The organism is Nocardioides piscis (assembly GCF_011300215.1).
Taxonomy (GTDB): domain Bacteria; phylum Actinomycetota; class Actinomycetes; order Propionibacteriales; family Nocardioidaceae; genus Nocardioides; species Nocardioides piscis.
This window is the reverse complement of the sequence record NZ_CP049866.1, coordinates 1,074,168-1,090,981: the sequence shown is the minus strand read 5'-3', so window position 1 is coordinate 1,090,981 and position 16,814 is coordinate 1,074,168. Positions and strand designations below refer to the sequence as shown.

The 16,814-nt window shown below is 70.3% G+C and carries 13 protein-coding genes; 6 read left to right on the top strand and 7 right to left on the bottom strand.

What is annotated here, in order from left to right:
• Window positions 1–44: 44 nt before the first annotated feature.
• A complete protein-coding gene (locus tag G7071_RS05360) occupies window positions 45–839 on the top strand; it encodes a deoxyribonuclease IV (RefSeq protein ID WP_166315847.1) in 795 nt (264 codons plus the stop codon).
• 11 nt (window positions 840–850) lie between these two features.
• On the opposite strand, the gene G7071_RS05355 is transcribed toward G7071_RS05360, so the two are convergent.
• Both G7071_RS05355 and G7071_RS05350 read right to left on the bottom strand, forming a co-directional pair.
• Window positions 851–1,474 carry a class F sortase gene (locus G7071_RS05355; protein WP_246210475.1) on the bottom strand — a complete coding sequence of 208 codons (624 nt, stop codon included), beginning with the start codon at window positions 1,472–1,474 and terminating at the stop codon, window positions 851–853.
• A complete protein-coding gene (locus tag G7071_RS05350) occupies window positions 1,467–2,738 on the bottom strand; it encodes a hypothetical protein (protein WP_166313517.1) in 1,272 nt (423 codons plus the stop codon). The genes G7071_RS05355 and G7071_RS05350 overlap by 8 nt, the downstream gene beginning before the upstream one ends.
• Window positions 2,739–2,972: 234 nt before the next feature.
• Here G7071_RS05350 and G7071_RS05345 point away from each other — a divergent pair, with 234 nt between their 5' ends.
• Both G7071_RS05345 and G7071_RS05340 read left to right on the top strand, forming a co-directional pair.
• Entirely contained in the window at window positions 2,973–4,133 is a 1,161-nt protein-coding gene (locus G7071_RS05345; protein WP_281351740.1) for a lipid II:glycine glycyltransferase FemX, read from the top strand.
• Complete coding sequence (locus G7071_RS05340) at window positions 4,133–5,215, top strand: alanine racemase (RefSeq protein WP_166315842.1); 1,083 nt, start codon at window positions 4,133–4,135, stop codon at window positions 5,213–5,215. The genes G7071_RS05345 and G7071_RS05340 overlap by 1 nt, the downstream gene beginning before the upstream one ends.
• Here G7071_RS05340 and G7071_RS05335 read toward each other — a convergent pair.
• On the bottom strand, window positions 5,126–6,592 hold the full coding sequence (locus G7071_RS05335) for a glycosyltransferase 87 family protein (protein WP_166315839.1): 1,467 nt from the start codon (window positions 6,590–6,592) through the stop codon (window positions 5,126–5,128). The two genes, G7071_RS05340 and G7071_RS05335, sit on opposite strands and share 90 nt — an antisense overlap.
• A gap of 43 nt (window positions 6,593–6,635) precedes the next feature.
• Entirely contained in the window at window positions 6,636–8,933 is a 2,298-nt protein-coding gene (locus G7071_RS05330; RefSeq protein ID WP_246210473.1) for a transglycosylase domain-containing protein, read from the bottom strand.
• 97 nt (window positions 8,934–9,030) lie between these two features.
• Here G7071_RS05330 and G7071_RS05325 point away from each other — a divergent pair, with 97 nt between their 5' ends.
• The 3 genes from G7071_RS05325 to G7071_RS05315 all read left to right on the top strand — a co-directional run bounded on the left by G7071_RS05325 (window position 9,031) and on the right by G7071_RS05315 (window position 14,648).
• Window positions 9,031–9,588 (top strand): PadR family transcriptional regulator, encoded by a 558-nt coding sequence (locus tag G7071_RS05325; RefSeq protein ID WP_166315833.1) that lies wholly within the window; start codon window positions 9,031–9,033, stop codon window positions 9,586–9,588.
• Between the two features lie 27 nt (window positions 9,589–9,615).
• Window positions 9,616–10,698 carry an inositol-3-phosphate synthase gene (locus G7071_RS05320; RefSeq protein ID WP_166315830.1) on the top strand — a complete coding sequence of 361 codons (1,083 nt, stop codon included), beginning with the start codon at window positions 9,616–9,618 and terminating at the stop codon, window positions 10,696–10,698.
• Between the two features lie 338 nt (window positions 10,699–11,036).
• Window positions 11,037–14,648 carry a PKD domain-containing protein gene (locus tag G7071_RS05315; RefSeq protein WP_166315827.1) on the top strand — a complete coding sequence of 1,204 codons (3,612 nt, stop codon included), beginning with the start codon at window positions 11,037–11,039 and terminating at the stop codon, window positions 14,646–14,648.
• On the opposite strand, the gene G7071_RS19590 is transcribed toward G7071_RS05315, so the two are convergent.
• Genes G7071_RS19590 through G7071_RS05305 form a run of 3 tightly spaced genes read right to left on the bottom strand, consistent with a single transcriptional unit; the run spans window position 14,638 to window position 16,699 of the window.
• On the bottom strand, window positions 14,638–14,763 hold the full coding sequence (locus G7071_RS19590; protein WP_281351739.1) for a hypothetical protein: 126 nt from the start codon (window positions 14,761–14,763) through the stop codon (window positions 14,638–14,640). The genes G7071_RS05315 and G7071_RS19590 overlap by 11 nt on opposite strands.
• Before the next feature lie 16 nt (window positions 14,764–14,779).
• Window positions 14,780–15,247: an SRPBCC family protein gene (locus G7071_RS05310; protein ID WP_166315824.1), complete on the bottom strand. Its 468-nt coding sequence runs from the start codon at window positions 15,245–15,247 to the stop codon at window positions 14,780–14,782.
• Window positions 15,248–15,265: 18 nt separating this feature from the next.
• Complete coding sequence (locus G7071_RS05305; protein ID WP_425489424.1) at window positions 15,266–16,699, bottom strand: CCA tRNA nucleotidyltransferase; 1,434 nt, start codon at window positions 16,697–16,699, stop codon at window positions 15,266–15,268.
• Window positions 16,700–16,814: the final 115 nt, after the last annotated feature.

Below are 16,814 nucleotides of genomic sequence, written 5' to 3'. Positions count from 1 at the left end.
CTGCGTCGCGGTGGCTGTCGGCATACTCCTCTAACGTCTGCGTCATGACGATCCAGATCGGCGCCCACGTCGACCAGACCGACCCGATCGGGGAGGCGCAGGCGCGCCAGGCGCCCCTCGTGCAGTTCTTCCTCGGCGACCCGCAGAGCTACAAGGGCCCCGAGGTCCGTCATGCCGACGGCCCGGCCGCGCTCCGGTCGGCCGCCGAGGCCGCGGGCGTCGACCTCTATGTCCACGCCCCCTACATCGTCAACGTCGCCACCACCAACAACCGCATCCGGATCCCCAGCCGCAAGCTGCTCCAGCAACACGTCGACGCAGCCGCGGAGATCGGCGCCAAGGGGCTGATCGTCCACGGCGGACACGTCAACGCCGCCGACGACCCGAGCGTCGGTTTCGACAACTGGCGCAAGGCCGTGGACGCCACCGACCTCAAGGTGCCGCTGCTGATCGAGAACACCGCTGGCGGCGACAACGCGATGACCCGCTACCTCGACCGGATCGCCGGGGTGTGGGACGCGATCGCTGCGTGCGAGCAGGCCGACATGGTCGGCTTCTGCCTCGACACCTGCCACGCGCACGCCGGCGGCAACCCGCTCGAGACGGTGGTCGCCGACGTGGTGGCGATCACCGGACGCATCGACCTCGTGCACTGCAACGACAGCCGTGACGACTTCGACTCCGGTGCCGACCGGCATGCCAACCTCGGGGCGGGTCGCATCGACCCCGATCTCCTCGCGGCGGTGATCCGCGACGCGGGGGCGCCGGTCCTGCTCGAGACCCCGGGCCCCGCTGCAGCCCACCTCGACGACATCGCCTGGTTGCGCGAGCGGGTCTGAGGCGAGCCGGCTCAGCCAGCGGAGGTGGGAGAGGCGGTCACCACGACGCTGCTCTGGTATGCCTCGCCGTCCCAGTCCTCGCAGGTGACCAGCACGAGGCGAGGGGCTCCGCCCTGGTCGAACAGCTCTCGATGGCGGGCGGCGACCTCGCTCGTCGAGATGATCTCGACCGACGCCACGGTGTAGTCGATGCTGCCGCGGCTGCTCGACACCTCGAGCCGGTCGCCGGCGACGAGGTCCTCGAGGTCGTCGAGGGCACCGCCCCCCGTGCTCACGGTGTGCCCCGTGAGCAGCGCCGTCCCGCGCCGGTCACCGGGTCGGGCACCGTCCGCCCACCAGCCGATCCGCTGCGGGTCGGCCGGCGGTGTCAAGGTCCGGTCGGTGGCGAGGATCGGGTCGACAGGCGCGTCCACGGACAGCGCAGGGACGACGATGCGGCGCGGTGAACCCGGGCTCGCCGGCGCGCTCGCGGCTGTCGGGAGGTCGGCGAGGGCACCGCTGGACGAACGGTCTGCGGTCGGACCGTCCGACGCGGGCCTGTTCCACAGGGTCCACCCGGTGATGATGAGCAGCAAAGCGGCCAGCGCCCCGCCCACAGGGGCGAGGCGCTGGCCGAGGTTCGAGCGATCAGGCACGTGCCCGGCGGGTCCAGGCGAACCTGGCGAAGGCCGCACCGAGCAGCATCAGCAGCAGACCGAACACGGAGCGCTCGGCGGGGCTCTGGATGCCGAGCGCGTTGGCACCGGCGTCGATGGCCGTGGGCAGCTGGACACCGGGGGCGTCGTTCGTCGCCTGGGCACCGAGCACCTCGGCGTCAGCGGCAGCGGCGGCCTCGGCGGCAGCGGACTCCGAGGTCGACGACGTGTCGACGGTGGTCACCTCGGCGCCGGTGGCAGCCTCCTCACCGAGGACCTGCGGAGCGGCGGAGGTGGTGGTGCTGCCCGGGACCACCGCGGTGGTGCCGGCGACAACCGGGGCGACCGGACCGGCCAGCGGTGCCTCGGGGGCCTCGACGACCACCGGCGTGCCGGGGTTCGAGACGATCGGGCTGCCGGGGTTCTCCGCAGGCGGGGTGGTCGGGGCGACGGGGCCACAGCCCTCGACCCAGAAGACCTTGTGCTTGACGTCAGCACCCTGGCTGCCGGTGGTGTTGATCGTGAGCTTCACGTGGTAGCCCTGCTTGGCGTGACCCGGCTCGGTGAAGGACAGCGAGTAGCGGGCGACCTGGTCGAAGCCGGTGCTCGTGCCGGCGCCGCTCGCCGCGTCGTGGCCGACGTCGACCGTCAGCGAGTCACCCGACACGGTCATGCCGACACCAGTGGTGGGGGCGTGCTCGGCGAAGGTGACCTGCGAGACCGCGCCCTGGTCGAATCCGAACCACTCGACCTGGAAGGTGCAGCCGACGTGCGGGGTGTTGTTGGGGATGCGGTCGACGTCGCCGTACGGCGCGATCTTGACCGTGCCGTTGTTGCCGGCCGGGTCGCCCTTGGCGGGCGCGGGCTTGGCAGGCTTGGCCGGAGCAGGCGCGGGCTTGGCCGGCGCGGGCTTGGCAGGCTTGGCCGGAGCAGGCGCGGGCTTGGCCGGCGCGGGCTTGGCAGGCTTGGCCGGAGCAGGCTTGGCGGGCTCGGGCTTGGCGGACTCGCCCTTGCCGTTGTCGTTGCCCTGGTTGCCGTTGCCGCTGTCGGCAGCCGGGGCGGCCGGGGCAGGAGCCGGGGCGGCGGGGGCCGTCTCGGGTGCGGACTGTCCGGGTGCGGACTGCTCGGCCGAGTGTCCGTTGGCGTTGCCGTGACCGTTGCCGTTGCCGGGGTCAGCCATCACCGGGCTGGCGGTGGCCAGGCCCAGGGCAAGGACGGCTGCGGCGGCGAGTCGGGTGTGACTGCGAGTCTTGACGACGTTCATTGACTTACTCCCTCGGATGGCCCGGCCCCTGATGGTTCGGGCGTGCTTGTAACGGGTGGCGACCAGCCGTTCCCTCCCAGGACCAACAGGTACTTGCCCGTGTGCAGTGTGAACGAGCAGTTGCAAAAAGGGTTACTGGTCCATGAGTGATTCGGGCCACACCGCGTCTAGTCACAAATGACTAGACCTCTCACCCGAACGGCCCATGCCGGTCTCTCGGCTAACCTCGCCACCGTGACAAGCCCCCGTCCCAGCGACCGTCCCACCCCCCTGACGGTGCGCCCGATCACCTCGGCCGAGCACCGTGACTTCATTGCCGCCCGGCCCAGCGCCAGCTTCCTCCAGACGCCCGCCTGGGCCCGGGTGAAGCCGGAGTGGCGCGCCGAGAGCCTGGGGTGGCTCCGTGACGGCGAGCTGGTGGGGGTCGCCCTCGTCCTCTATCGCCAGCTGCCCAAGGTCAAGCGCTTCCTCGCCTACCTGCCCGAGGGACCCGTCATCGACTGGTCCGACGAGGACCTCGCCGGGTGGCTCGAGCCGCTGAGCCGCCACGTGAAGCAGCAGGGCGCCTTCGGCATCCGCATCGGACCTCCCGTGATCACCCGCAGGTGGACCGCGGCCCAGGTCAAGGAGGGCATCGCCGACGAGGGCGTGCGCCGGCTCGGCGACGTGGCCCCGTCGGAGCGTTCGCGCGTCGGGGCGAGTGTCGTCGCCCAGCTCGAGGAGCTCGGCTGGCGGCCGCAGTCCGTCGAGGGCGGCTTCGCAGCGGGCCAGCCGCAGTTCAACTTCGTCATCCCGCTCGTCACCGAGGACGGGGCGGCCCGCACCGAGGACGACGTCCTCAAGGGCATGAACCAGCAGTGGCGTCGCAACATCAAGAAGGCCGCCAAGGCGGGCGTCGTGGTCGAGCAGGGGACCCGCGAGGACCTCAAGGCCTTCCACGACCTCTATGTCCACACTGCCGGGCGCGACGGGTTCACCCCGCGCGGCATCGGCTACTTCGAGACGATGTACGACGCCCTCTCGGCCGAGGCTCCCGAGCGGATCAGCCTCTGGCTGGCCCGCCACGAGGACGACCTGGTCGCCAGCACCATCAGCATCAGGGTCGGGACGCACGCGTGGTACTCCTACGGCGCGAGCTCCACCGAGAAGCGCGACGTCCGCGGCTCCAACGCCGTGCAGTGGGAGATGATCCGCCACGCCCTGGCCAGTGGCGCGTCCGTCTACGACCTGCGCGGCATCACCGACACGCTGGACTCCGACGACTCCCACGTCGGACTCATCCAGTTCAAGGTCGGGACCGGTGGCGAGGCCGTCGAACATGTCGGCGAGTGGGACCTGCCCCTCAACAAGGCGCTCTACGCGGCCTTCGACCTCTACATGTCCAGGCGCAAGTGATGGGCCTCGAGCTGACGGTGGACGGCGAGCGCTGGCGGCGTCACCTGGTCGAGGCGACGCGTGCCCGGCCGGGCATCGTGCCGGTCGCGAAGGGCAACGGCTACGGCTTCGGCCTCGGTCGCCTGGCCCGCCGCTGCGCCTGGCTGGCCGAGCGGGCCGCCGACACCGGCTCAGCCCTCGACCTGATGGCGGTCGGCACCTATCCGGAGGTGTCGCAGGTCGTCGACCGGTTCGCCGGGGACGTCATGGTGCTGACGCCGTGGCGGCCCTCGGGTGCGACCGGAGCCGACCCGGAGCCGCACGGCCGGCGCGTGATCCACACCGTCAGTCGACCGACCGACCTCGAGGACCTCACCACCCGCGAGCCGGGGGCGCGCTTCGTGCTCGAGCAGCTGACCTCGATGCGGCGCCATGGCATGACGCGCCACGAGCTCATCGAGGTCGCGCGGGTGATCGAGGACCGGAAGCTGCCCGGCCTGTGCGGCATCGCGGTGCACCTGCCCCTCAACGTCTCGTCCCACCTGGCTGAGGTGCGCCGTCTCCTCAACGACGTGGTCGCGACCGGTCTGCGGACCCGCACCGTCTTCGTGAGCCACCTGAGCCCGGCCGAGCTCACCGCGCTGCGCTCGGAGTTCGGGGACTTCACTATCCGTCCCCGGGTCGGCACCGACCTGTGGCTCGGTGACCGCACTGCCCTCAAGGCCACCGCGACCGTTCTCGACGTGCATCCCCTCGAACGCGGCGAGACCTTCGGCTATCGCGGTCGTTCGCTGCCCAGGAGCGGACACCTGGTCATCGTCAGCGGAGGGACGGCCCACGGCATCGGCCTCGAGGCCCCCCTCGGCGACCAGTCGCTGCGCAACCGGGCCGCGACGATCGCCCGCAGCGGCCTCGACGCCGTCGGCCTGGTCCGGTCACCCTTCGCGATCGACGGCAAGCAGCGGCTCTTCGCCGAGCCGCCCCACATGCAGGCCTCGATGCTGTTCGTGCCGTCAGGCGGACGGGTGCCTGACGTCGGCGAGGACCTCGAGGTCAGGGTCCGCTTCACCGCGACCAGCTTCGACCGCGTCGTCGTCGTCTGAGCCGGGACCCGCGTCACCCGCGACGAGGGCCGTGGCGCCGATCAGCCACACCAGACCACCCAGGCGCATCGCGATGCCCCACCAGTAGGCGCGGGCATCACCGCCGGCTGCGGGCGCCAGCGCACCGCCGAGATAGAACCCGAGCATCGCCCAGTGGATGATCTCGCACCCCTGCCACACCAGCAGATGGGTCCAGGAGCGGACCGCCACCACCGCCAGGGGGAGGAGCACCAGCGCCAGGCCGGGCGAGGACGTGGGGCTCACGAACAGGGCGACCGCGATCGTCAGCGTGCCGAGACTGGCGAACGACCAGCGCGCCCGCCAGGCCAGGTGGCCGACGACGGCGGCCAGGCAGACCAGGGCCAGGGCGAGGGCGAGCAGCAGGACCCTGGTCGACGGCACGCGGCCGGTGACCTCGCTGGCCAGCTGCCACAGCGAGCCGATGTCTGCTCCGTCGACATGGCCCCGCCAGGACGCCCGCCACGCCGCGGGCGAGCTCGCCCAGGCCGGCAGGGTGAGCAGCAACCATGTCGCGCACGCCGCGAGCGCCACCGTCCCTGCCTGTGGCCAGCGGCGGTCCCTGCCCAGCACCGCCACGGCCGGGACGAGCAGCAGCGCCACGAGTGGAGAGGCTGCCGCCCCCACTCCGATGGCCACCCCGGCGAGGACGCGGCGTTCGCGTGCCCACGCCCACAGCGTGGCGGCCACCGCGGCAGCAGCCAACAGGTCCCAGGCGATCGGGAAGAACGCGATGAGCACGGGAGCCATCGCGAAGGCGGCAGCGTCCCAGGGTCGCTGTCGCCGTACGCCGCTGAGCAGTGCGGCGGCGAACAGTCCTGCCGCGGCGAGGAGGACCGCGGTCACGAGGGAGAAGATCGCGGCCTCCCGCTGGACCTCGGGCTGCTCGGCGACCTCCGCGACCGAGACCTGGCCCCGGGCGTCGAGGTCGGGCGAACCGCTCAGCAGGCCGGTGATCCGCTGGGAGACGAAGGCGACATAGCCGGGGAGCGGTGGCAGGCCTGAGGGGGCATAGCGGGCCCGCGCCTGCGCGTCGTCGGTGAAGGGCCAGAGTCCTTCGGCGAAGCCGGAGGCGACATAGGTCGTCGACGTGTCGGTCCAGCACAGCGCCGCATAGCGCCCGGTGGTGGTCTCGCCCGCCACGTCGAGGCATGGCGCCTTGGCCATGATCCCCAGCGACATCGCGAGCGCGCCCAGGACCAGCACCACCCGCAGCGGGGTCCACCACGGGTGTCGGCCCGCATGGTCACCGAGCGGCCCGCCCACGACCTCGCTGACCGAACGCACCAGGTCGTCGTCGCGCGTCGGCGCGACCTGTCGCATCCCGACGCCCCCGCGCTCGTCTGCTCCCCCGCTCATGGGGAGATCATGGCGGATCGACCGACCACGTCCGTCGGGTCGCTCAGGACCGGCGACGGGGCGACGTCGTCGTGGTGGTCCCGGACCCCGGCGTGGCCGCCTGTCCGGGTGGAGTCTCCGACGGAGGAGGCGTCTCGGACGGTGGGGGCGTGGACGACGGGGGCGGTTCCGGGATCAACGTCTCGGTCGGCGTCGGCGTCACCGTCTCGGTCGGCACCGGGGTCGGCGTCTCGGTCTCCGTCGGCTCGGGCTTCGGAGACTTCTTCGTCGGCTTCTTGGTGGGCTTGCGCGTCGGTGACGGGGACGGCGTGAAGGTGGTCGTCTCCGTCGGCTCGACGTATTCGTGGCTCTCGTCAGGCGCGTCCCCGTCGACGTAGGCAGGCTCGGGGAAGTCCTCGACCTCCATGTCCGCCATCAGCGTCTGCATGATCGCGGTCCAGGTGTCGGCCGGGTAGGCGCCACCGAAGTAGGAGGGCAGCCAGCCCTCCAGCTGCTCGTTGCCCTTCCCGCGGACATACATGACGGCTGTCGCGAGCTGCGGGGTGTAGCCGGCGAACCACGCCGAGGACACCTCGCCGTCGCCGTTGGTGGCCGTGCCCGTCTTGCCGGCCGCCGGCCGCCCCAGGGCCAGGGCGGACGTGCCCGAACCCGACTGGACGACCTGCTGCAGGGCGTAGGAGACGTCGGCGGCGATGTCCTCGTCGATCGTGCGCTTGCTGTCGTTCTTCCAGGCGTAGCGCTCCTCGCCGGAGGCGTCGACCACGCGCTCGACCACGTGCACGGTCGACCGCTCACCACCGGCAGCGATGGTCGCGTAGGCGTTGGCCATGTTGATCGGGCTCACCGTCGCGTTGCCCAGGGCGACCCCCGTGATGGGCTCGAGGCCCGGGGAGGAGTTGGGGATGCCGGTGGTCTTGCGGCTCGCCTTGCCCGGCGGGATCCCCAGGTCGTTCGCGGCACTGATGATCTTCTCCGGCCCGTCGTCCATGCCCAGGGTCATGTCGATGAAGGCGGTGTTGACCGAGTTCTCGGCCGCCGAGACCATCGAGATCGCCGACCCGTAGTCGGTGTCGCCCTGGTTCTCGACGTCGGTGCCGTCGGGGAGGATGTAGGGCGAGTTGCCCTCGAAGGTGTCCCGGAGCGAATAGCCGTCCTTGATGGCGGCCACGAGTGCCGCGATCTTCATCGTCGACCCGCCCTGGCCGCCGGAGACCGCCCAGTTGAACTGCGAGTCGAGGTAGTCCTGCCCGCCGTAGAACCCGCGGAGCGCGCCGTTGCCGACCTCGACAGTCGCCGCGCCGACGTGCAGCTGCTTGTCGCTGAAGCCGTCGGGGCGCTGCTCGAGCACGCCCTCCTGGGCGGCCGCCATCGCCTCGCGGGTGAAGGTGGTGGTCACCCGCAGGCCGCCGCCGTCGATCTCCTGCTGGTCGAAGCCGAGCCGCAGCAGCTCGGACTTGACCAGCTTGAGGGCGTGGCCGCGCTGGCCGCCGTACTGGCTCTGGGCTGCGACCTCGGGGAACTTCGGCAGCCGCTTCTGCGCCCGCTCAGCCTCCTCGGCCGAGATGGTCCCCATCTCCGCCATGCCGTCCAGGACGTAGGCGTAGCGGTCCTTGAGCTCACGCTTGGCCTCGCGGCCCTCCGCTGGGTCGTAGCGCGACGGGTTGTTGAGGGTGGTGGCAAGAACGGCGCTCTCGCGCAGGCTCAGGTCCTTGGCCTCCTTGCCGAAGAAGGCATCGGCCGCCGCCTGGATGCCGTAGGCGCCGCGGCCGAAGTAGATGGTGTTGAGGTAGCCCTCGAGGATCTCGTTCTTGCTCAGCTGGTTGCGGATCTTGAGCGAGACGATGGCCTCCTTGAGCTTGCGCGTGTAGCTGCGCTCGCTCGTGAGGTAGAGGATCTTGACGTACTGCTGGGTGATGGTCGAGGCGCCCTGACGGGCGTTGCCCTGCGCGTTGGAGAAGGCCGCACGCAGGATGCCCTTGAAGTCGAGGCCCGGGTCGGTCCAGAACGTCCGGTTCTCGGCAGCGACCACGGCGTCCTGCATCGTCTGCGGCATCTCGCGAAGCGGGATGGAGACCCGGTTCTGGTCGTCGTAGTAGGTGCCGAGCTCGTCCTTGCCGCCGCTGTAGTAGACGAACGTCGTCTGCGCCTTGAAGGCCTCGTTCTCGTCGGGGATCTCGATGGTCTGGTAGAGGACGACCAGCACACCCGTGGCGACCAGCAGGCCCACGACGCCGAGGACGAGCAGCTTCTTGAGGATCCCACGGGTCCGCTCACCGCGCGTCCGGGTGGGCTTGGTCGGACGACGTTTGACGGGAGGACCGTCGGCTCTGCGCTTGGTCACGCGCGCAAGGGTACGACGCTGGCCCCTGCGACCCACGAATTCGCCCGTCTGGCAGCGGGTGTTCAGACACGACGGATATATCGCTACGATAGGTCGTATGTCACGCCGCGCAGAGACCATCGAGCTGGCAGTCCTCGGGCTGCTGCACGAGGGGCCGATGCACGGCTACGAGCTGCGCAAGCGGCTCAACCTGATGCTGGGATGGGGCCGGGTGCTGTCCTACGGCTCGCTCTACCCGGCTCTGAAGAAGATGCTCAGGGCCAACCTCATCGAGGAGGCCACGACCACCACCCAGGTGACGCGGCGACCGCGGATCGTCTACCAGGTGACCGAGGCCGGCCATGCCGAGTTCGAGCGCCTCATGTCGGAGGTGGGTCCTGCCGCCTGGGAGGACGACAACTTCGGCATCCGGTTCGCGTTCTTCTCCTCCACCGACATGGAGATCAGGCTGCGGGTGCTCGAGGGTCGCCGGACGCGGCTGCAGGAACGACTGGAACGCGTCCAGCAGGACCTCGAACGCACGCAGGCCGAAGTCAACAGGTATGCCGCAGAACTGCAGCGCCACGGGGTCGAGTCGGTCGAGAGAGAAGTCCGCTGGCTCTCCGACCTGATCTCTGCCGAACGCGGCGAGGCAACCCAGACCACAGACAAGTGAACGTCCAGCTCAGCAAAGGAGTACCCCATGGGGTCCGTACGAGTAGCAATCGTGGGAGTCGGCAACTGCGCGACGTCCCTCGTCCAGGGTGTCGAGTACTACAAGGACGCTGACCCCACGGGGAGCGTCCCCGGCCTGATGCACGTCAAGTTCGGTGACTACCACGTCAACGACGTGAAGTTCGTCGCCGCCTTCGACGTCGACGACAAGAAGGTCGGCAAGGACCTCTCGGAGGCCATCAACGCCTCGGAGAACAACACGATCAAGATCTGCGACGTCCCCACCGTGGGCGTCGAGGTCCAGCGTGGGCCGACCATGGACGGTCTCGGCAAGTACTACCGCATGACCATCGACGAGTCGCCGGCCGAGCCGGTCGACGTCGTGGCTGCCCTCAAGGCCGCCCAGGTCGACGTGGTCGTCTCCTACCTCCCCGTCGGCTCGGAGGAGGCGGACAAGTTCTATGCCCAGTGCGCCATCGACGCCGGTTGTGGCTTCGTCAACGCGCTTCCCGTCTTCATCGCCTCCGACCCCGAGTGGGCCAAGAAGTTCGAGGACGCGGGCGTGCCGATCGTCGGCGACGACATCAAGTCCCAGGTCGGCGCGACCATCACCCACCGGGTGATGGCCAAGCTGTTCGAGGACCGCGGAGTGGCGCTCGACCGCACCTACCAGCTCAACGTCGGCGGCAACATGGACTTCAAGAACATGCTCGAGCGCGAGCGCCTGGAGTCGAAGAAGGTCTCCAAGACCCAGGCCGTCACGTCCAACCTCAAGGGCGAGCTCGCGGACAAGGTCAGCGACCGCAACGTCCACATCGGCCCGTCCGACTACGTCGCGTGGCTCGACGACCGCAAGTGGGCCTACGTCCGCCTCGAGGGCCGCGCGTTCGGTGACGCCCCGATCAACCTCGAGTACAAGCTCGAGGTCTGGGACTCCCCCAACTCGGCCGGCATCATCATCGACGCCGTGCGCGCCGCGAAGATCGCCATGGACCGCGGTGTCGGTGGTCCGATCATCCCCGCGTCGACATACCTGATGAAGAGCCCGCCGGTGCAGATGCCCGACGACCTCGGCCGCGCCGAGCTGGAGAAGTTCATCGCCGGGGAGTGACTTCCCCCGCGTCATCACCGGCCCGTCAGCCTCGCGCTGGCGGGCCGTTGGCGTCTCCGGGACCCACGCGCCTGCTACCCGCGCGTAACCAGACTGTCCTCCCCGTCGTTTCGCAGGCATCGACGCACCACCGATGCGTCTCGAGCCCCGAGGAACGCCATGTCTCGTCTCCGCCGGCCACATCTGGCCGCCCTCTCCACCGTGCTCGTCACCGTGCTGACCGCCACCGCGCTCAGCACGACGGGCAGCGCGCTGGCCGCCCCGGCCGGCAGCAGTCCGGCCGCTGCCGCAGCTCCCGCAGCTCCCGCAGCTGCTGAGCCCGCCCCTCCACCGCATCGGTGGGGGGCCTGGAGGTCGAGAACTCGTTCGTCTCGGCGGTCGGCTGGGTCAAGCCCGGCGACACCTACCCGTCGCGGATCATCGCGACCAACACGACCGCCGTGCCCATCGCGGGCGCCAGCATCACCGTGACTGCGCCCACCGGCAGCACGTTCGAGCAGACGTCCGCCGGCGCAATCACCACGCCGACGACCGTCACGTGGTCCCCTGACCCGATCCCGGCCGGCGCCACCCGCACCCTCGTCCTGGAGAGCCGCGCCGCTTCGGTGTCCACCCTGCCCACGATCGTGTGGCGGGACCTGTCGACCACGGCGACGATCACCGTTCCGGGCGCACTGCCCACCGACGTCGACAGCCACGGCCCGAAGGTCATTCCCCCGGGCGAGGAGTACGACACCGCCCGCTACGGAGACCGCCCGTTCCCCGTGGTCCCCGTGGCCTACACCGACCGCGACTACGTCGCGCACGACAACAGCCTCGACAAGGTCATCAACGACCCCGACTACGAGGGCTCGACCTACAACCTGTTCCAGGAGATGAGCCTGGGCCAGCTCCACCCCGAGGGCACCGTGCCCTCCACCGGGGTCGACGCCAAGGACTTCACCTACACCGGAAACCCGCAGACCGGCGGCTCAGGTGCCTTCCCCTTCACCAAGACGCAGCCCCAGACCTGCACCGGCGCGACCTTCGCGGACACCCCGGTCTCCGAGGAGGGGACGCCCCTCTACCCCGACCGGATCCGCGACGGCGTCTACCAGCTGCCCGGAACCACGCAGTACTACGGCGCCGACTCGAACGGTTCGGCCCTGACCGGTGCCGTCGCCGGGGTCGGCGCGCTGCAGGCCATCGACTCCGGGTGTGGTCCCACCGGCAAGCTCGTCCTGGACGCGGCCGCGATCGCCGACCCCGAGATCGACTACTCCGACTACGACACCGACAAGGACGGCGTGGTCGACTTCTTCATGGCCGTCTTCGCCGGCTGCGGCGGCAACGGCTCCTCCCAGCTCTCGGTGGCCGGGTGCCCGGAGAAGTACGGCGTCGTGCCCAACGACAACGTGTGGCCGCACTCCTCGAGCCTGGAGTTCTACTACTCGGACCCGGTCACCAAGCTGCCGGGCTTCACGACCGACGACCAGCTCAAGGACCTCGAGGGTCGGCCGTTGTTCTACACCGACGACACCTACAGCAAGTTCAGCCACGAGGGTGACCCGGACGTCGTCGTCGACCCCGACCTGCCGGTCTTCGTCCGCGTCGGGCCCTACAACGTCAACCCCGAGACGGCCATCGACGCCGCGAGCGTGATCTCCCACGAATACGGCCACTCCCTCGGGCTGCCCGACTTCTACTCCACCGGCGGCCGCGAGACCTACGGCGACTGGAACCTGATGGCGACGGACAAGTCGCACCACATCGACGCCTATGGTCGCCAGGAGCTCGGCTGGGTGGTGCCCGAGGTCCTCGACTCCTCGCGCACCGAGACCGCCGTCCCCGACTCCAAGCAGGACATCGACTCGATCACCTGGCAGCAGCCGGACGGCACGCCCTACACCCTGCGTGAGGGCGAGGACGGCGTCGGCCGGGTGCAGAACTCCCAGATGTATGTCGCCAAGCTGCCCGGACGGATCCTGCTCGACCCGGCGAAGTTCGACACCGGCGACACCGCGACCCCGGTCCACACGTGGTGGTCGCGCTCCGGCAACGACTTCGGTTGTGCCAAGGACCCCGGCAAGGGGCACAACATCGACCTGATGATCCCCGGTCTCGAAGACCTGCCGGCGGGCACGGAGCTCAGCCTCGACTTCAAGTCGATGTGGGACATCGAGTGGGACTACGACTACGGCTTCGTCCTGACGTCCACCGACGGCGGCAAGAGCTTCCGGTCGCACCCGTCGGCCAACGGCTACACGACCTCCAACACCGACCCGCTGGCCGGCAACCCCAACCAGAACGCCTGTCAGCAGCACTACGACAACGGCATCACCGGGACGTCCGGCTCCTACGACGAGCAGACCGAGGCCGTCGACCGCAAGGTCGGCGAGACGCCGGAGATGGTCTACCTCGCCGACAGCTACGACATCTCCGCACTGGCCGGGGCCGCCTCCCCCGTGCTGCGATTCAGCTATTCCACCGACCCGGGCCTGGCTCGACCGGGCTGGTTCATCGACGACGTGGTGGTCACGGCCACCAAGCCGGACGGCACCACCGAGGTCCTCTTCGACACCGACTTCGAGTCGAGCGGGTCCCCCGAGGACCTGCGGATCTTCAACGGCGGTTGCCGGGCGGACGGGCCGGGCGGTCAGTGCACGCAAGGGTGGCAATACGTCGCTGCCGGCGCGGAGGGTCCCTCCGACCACGCCTACTACATGGAGATGCGCGACCGATCCGGTTTCGACCTCGACGGCAACGGTCAGATCGACCGTGACCCGATCGGGTTCGCGCCGGGCTTCTACACCGCCTACACCGACGAGGCGCACGGCTACGGCAACGCCGGCACCGACGACCCGCCGGCCCAGTCACCGCTCGACAGCCAGCCCGAGCCGGGCAGCAACACGCCCGACCTCAACGACGCAGCCTGGACGGCCGCGGCCGGCGACACCCGCTTCTCCGACGGGGGTGAGGGCTGGACCGACAACTACGCCGACCCGAGCAGCCCCTCGGGCAACTGGGAGTTCGACCACGACTGCCTGACCTTCGACGTCCTGGGCATGAGCGGCGAGGGAGAAGGGCCCGCCGAGGCCGACGGCGACCTGACCGGTGACGTCCGATTCATCCTCAGCGGCGGGTGCGGAGAGTTCGACTACGGGTATGGCGACGAGCCCGACCCGGCGGCCAACACCGCGCCGGCGGCGGCGGTGACCGCCAGCCCGGCGACGGTCCCTGCCGGCACCCGGGTCGACCTGGATGCGTCCGGCAGCACCGACGAGGAGACTCCGGGCGAGCTCACCTATTCGTGGGACTTCGACAACGGCGGCCAGACCAAGGACGCCGAGGGCGCCCGGACGTCGCACGTCTTCGGGGCTCCGGGGACCCACGACGTGACCGTGACCGTCTCCGACGCCGGCGGGCTGACCGACACCGACACGGTGCGGGTGACGGTCACCGAACCGGGCTCCTCGCCCACGCCGACCACGGGCCCGACGACCGGGCCCACGTCAGGTCCGACGACCGGCCCCACGACCGGCCCCACGACCGGATCGCCCGAGGAGCCCCAGCTGAGCGTCGGCGGCAAGGCGCCGTCGACGATCGACAAGACCCATCGCTGCCAGGGTCGCAAGGTCTTCCGCTCGGGCAGCTGGCGAATCGTCAAGGGCAGGGCCCCCGGTGGCAGCTACTGCGACAACGGCGGACCCACCCTGGGCCGCGACGCGATGCGGGTGACCTTCCGTGGCGACGTGCTCGACGTGGTCTTCGGCCGGGCTGTCCGGGGTGGCAAGGCGGTGCTCTTCGTCGACGGGGAGCGCGTCGGCGTGCTGTCCTTCAAGGGCCGAGCGGCGGCACCGCGCAGGTGGAAGCACGCCGTGGTCAGTGGTCTCGGCGACGGGCCGCACCGGATGAAGCTCGTGGTGAAGCGTGGTCGGGCCTTCGTGGAAGGCTTCGGCATCACCGGCTGACGGCCCCGGCGGAGACGATGACGGCCCCGAAGTTCCACGCACGTGCGTGGAACTTCGGGGCCGCGGTCGCGTTGGGGCCGTACTCCCACGCACCTGCGTGGAAGTTCAGGAACACAGCCTCATCGGGAGACTCAGCCCTCGGCCTCGGCCTTGATCCTGGCGAGCGTCTGGCGCATGCCGTCACCAAGCTCGACCTGGAACGCCGCGACGCCCCCCAGCAGCCGGTCGGTGAGCTTGTGCGAGATGTCGGAGATCCCGTCGGGAGCCTCGCGGCGCTGGGTCAGCAGGGTGCCGCCAGCTCCGTCGTGGGTGAGCCGGAACGACCAGATGGTGAAGTTGTCCTTGACCCGGAAGGCGACCTCTTCCCTGGGCTCGAACCGCACCACTCGCGTCCGGGTCGGCCACACCAGCACGCCGCGGCGGTTGATGTTGACCATGGTGGTGCCGAGCCCGATCGGCCGGCCGCGGACGAAGGTCTTGACGACCTGGGGGCTCCACCTCGACATCCGGCCCAGGTCGGAGACCAGGGACCACACCCGATCCGGCGGAGCCTGGATGGTGATGGACTCTTCGAGCACGGGGGCAACGGTGTCGGTCATGCGCCGCAACCTACCGAGTCAGCTCTCGGGACCGGGCTCCGGATTGGCCTCGGCCCAGGCCAGCAGGGCCGCCCGCGCGTCCTCCGGGCTCATCGGGCCCCGGTCCATCCGCAGCTCGAGCAGGTGCTTGTAGGCCGCGCCGACGCGGGGCCCGGGCGCGATGTCGAGGATCGCCATGATCTGGGCGCCGTCGAGATCGGGCCGGATGGAGGCGAGCTCCTCCTCCTGCATCAGTCGTTCGATCCGCGCCTCGAGCGAGTCATAGGTCCGTCGCAGGCGGTCGGCCTTGCGCTGGTTGCGGGTCGTGCAGTCGGCGCGGGTCAGGATGTGCAGCCGCTCGAGCTGGTCACCGGCGTCGCGGACATAGCGGCGTACGGCGGCGTCGGTCCACTCGCCGGCGCCATACCCGTGGAAGCGCAGGTGCAGCTCGACGAGCTTGGACACGGCGTCGATCTCGGCGTTGGAGAAGCGCAGCGCCTGCATCCGCTTGCGCGTCATCTTGGCGCCGACGACGTCATGGTGGTGGAAGGTCACCACGCCACCGGTCTCGAACCGCCGGGTGCGCGGCTTGCCGACGTCGTGCATCAGGGCAGCGAACCGGGAGACGAAGTCGGGCTCGCCGCCCAGCCGCTCCTCGAGGGCGATGGCCTGCTCGAGCACGGTCAGGGTGTGCTCATAGACGTCCTTGTGGCGGTGGTGCTCGTCGCTCTCGAGGGCGAGGGCCGGCAGCTCGGGCAGCACGTGGTCGGCAAGTCCGGTCTGCACGAGCAGGGTCAGGCCCAGTCGCGGGAAGGGGGCGCAGACGAGCTTGACCAGTTCGTCGCGCACCCGCTCGGCGGAGATGATCTCGATCCGGCCGGCCATCTCGGTCATCGCCGCGACCACCTCCGGCGCGACGGTGAAGCCGAGCTGGGCTGCGAAGCGGGCCGCGCGCATCATCCGCAACGGGTCGTCGGAGAACGAGTCCTCGGGGCGGCCGGGAGTGCGCAGCACCCGGTTGGCGAGGTCGACGAGACCGCCGTACGGATCCTCGAACCCACGACCCGGGACGCTCACCGCCATCGCGTTGACCGTGAAGTCACGCCGGCCGAGGTCGCCGGCCAGCGAGTCGCCGAAGTCGACGTCGGGCTTGCGGGACGTGGGGTCATAGGTCTCGGCGCGATAGGTGGTGATCTCCACCTGCCACTGGCCGATCCGGGCGCCGATCGTGCCGAAGGCCCGGCCCATGTCCCAGGTCGCATCGACCCAGCCGGCGAGGAGCCGTTCGGTCTCCTCCGGGCGGGCCGACGTGGTGAAGTCGAGGTCGTTCTGGAGGCGGCCGAGCATCGCGTCGCGCACGGGTCCGCCGACGAGCGAGAGCTCGTGGCCCGCGGCGGCGAACCGCTCCCCGAGCTGGTCGATCACCGGACCGATGCGGGTGAGCTCGGCAGCCACCCGGTGCTGGACCTCCACGATGGTCAGCGGGGGCAGCACGGCATCGGACACGAGGGGCAACTCTAGGGCACCGGGCGCCGACCCCCACTGTCGTGCGGTCGCCTCGCGGACCACGCCGCGCTGCTGGGCGGAG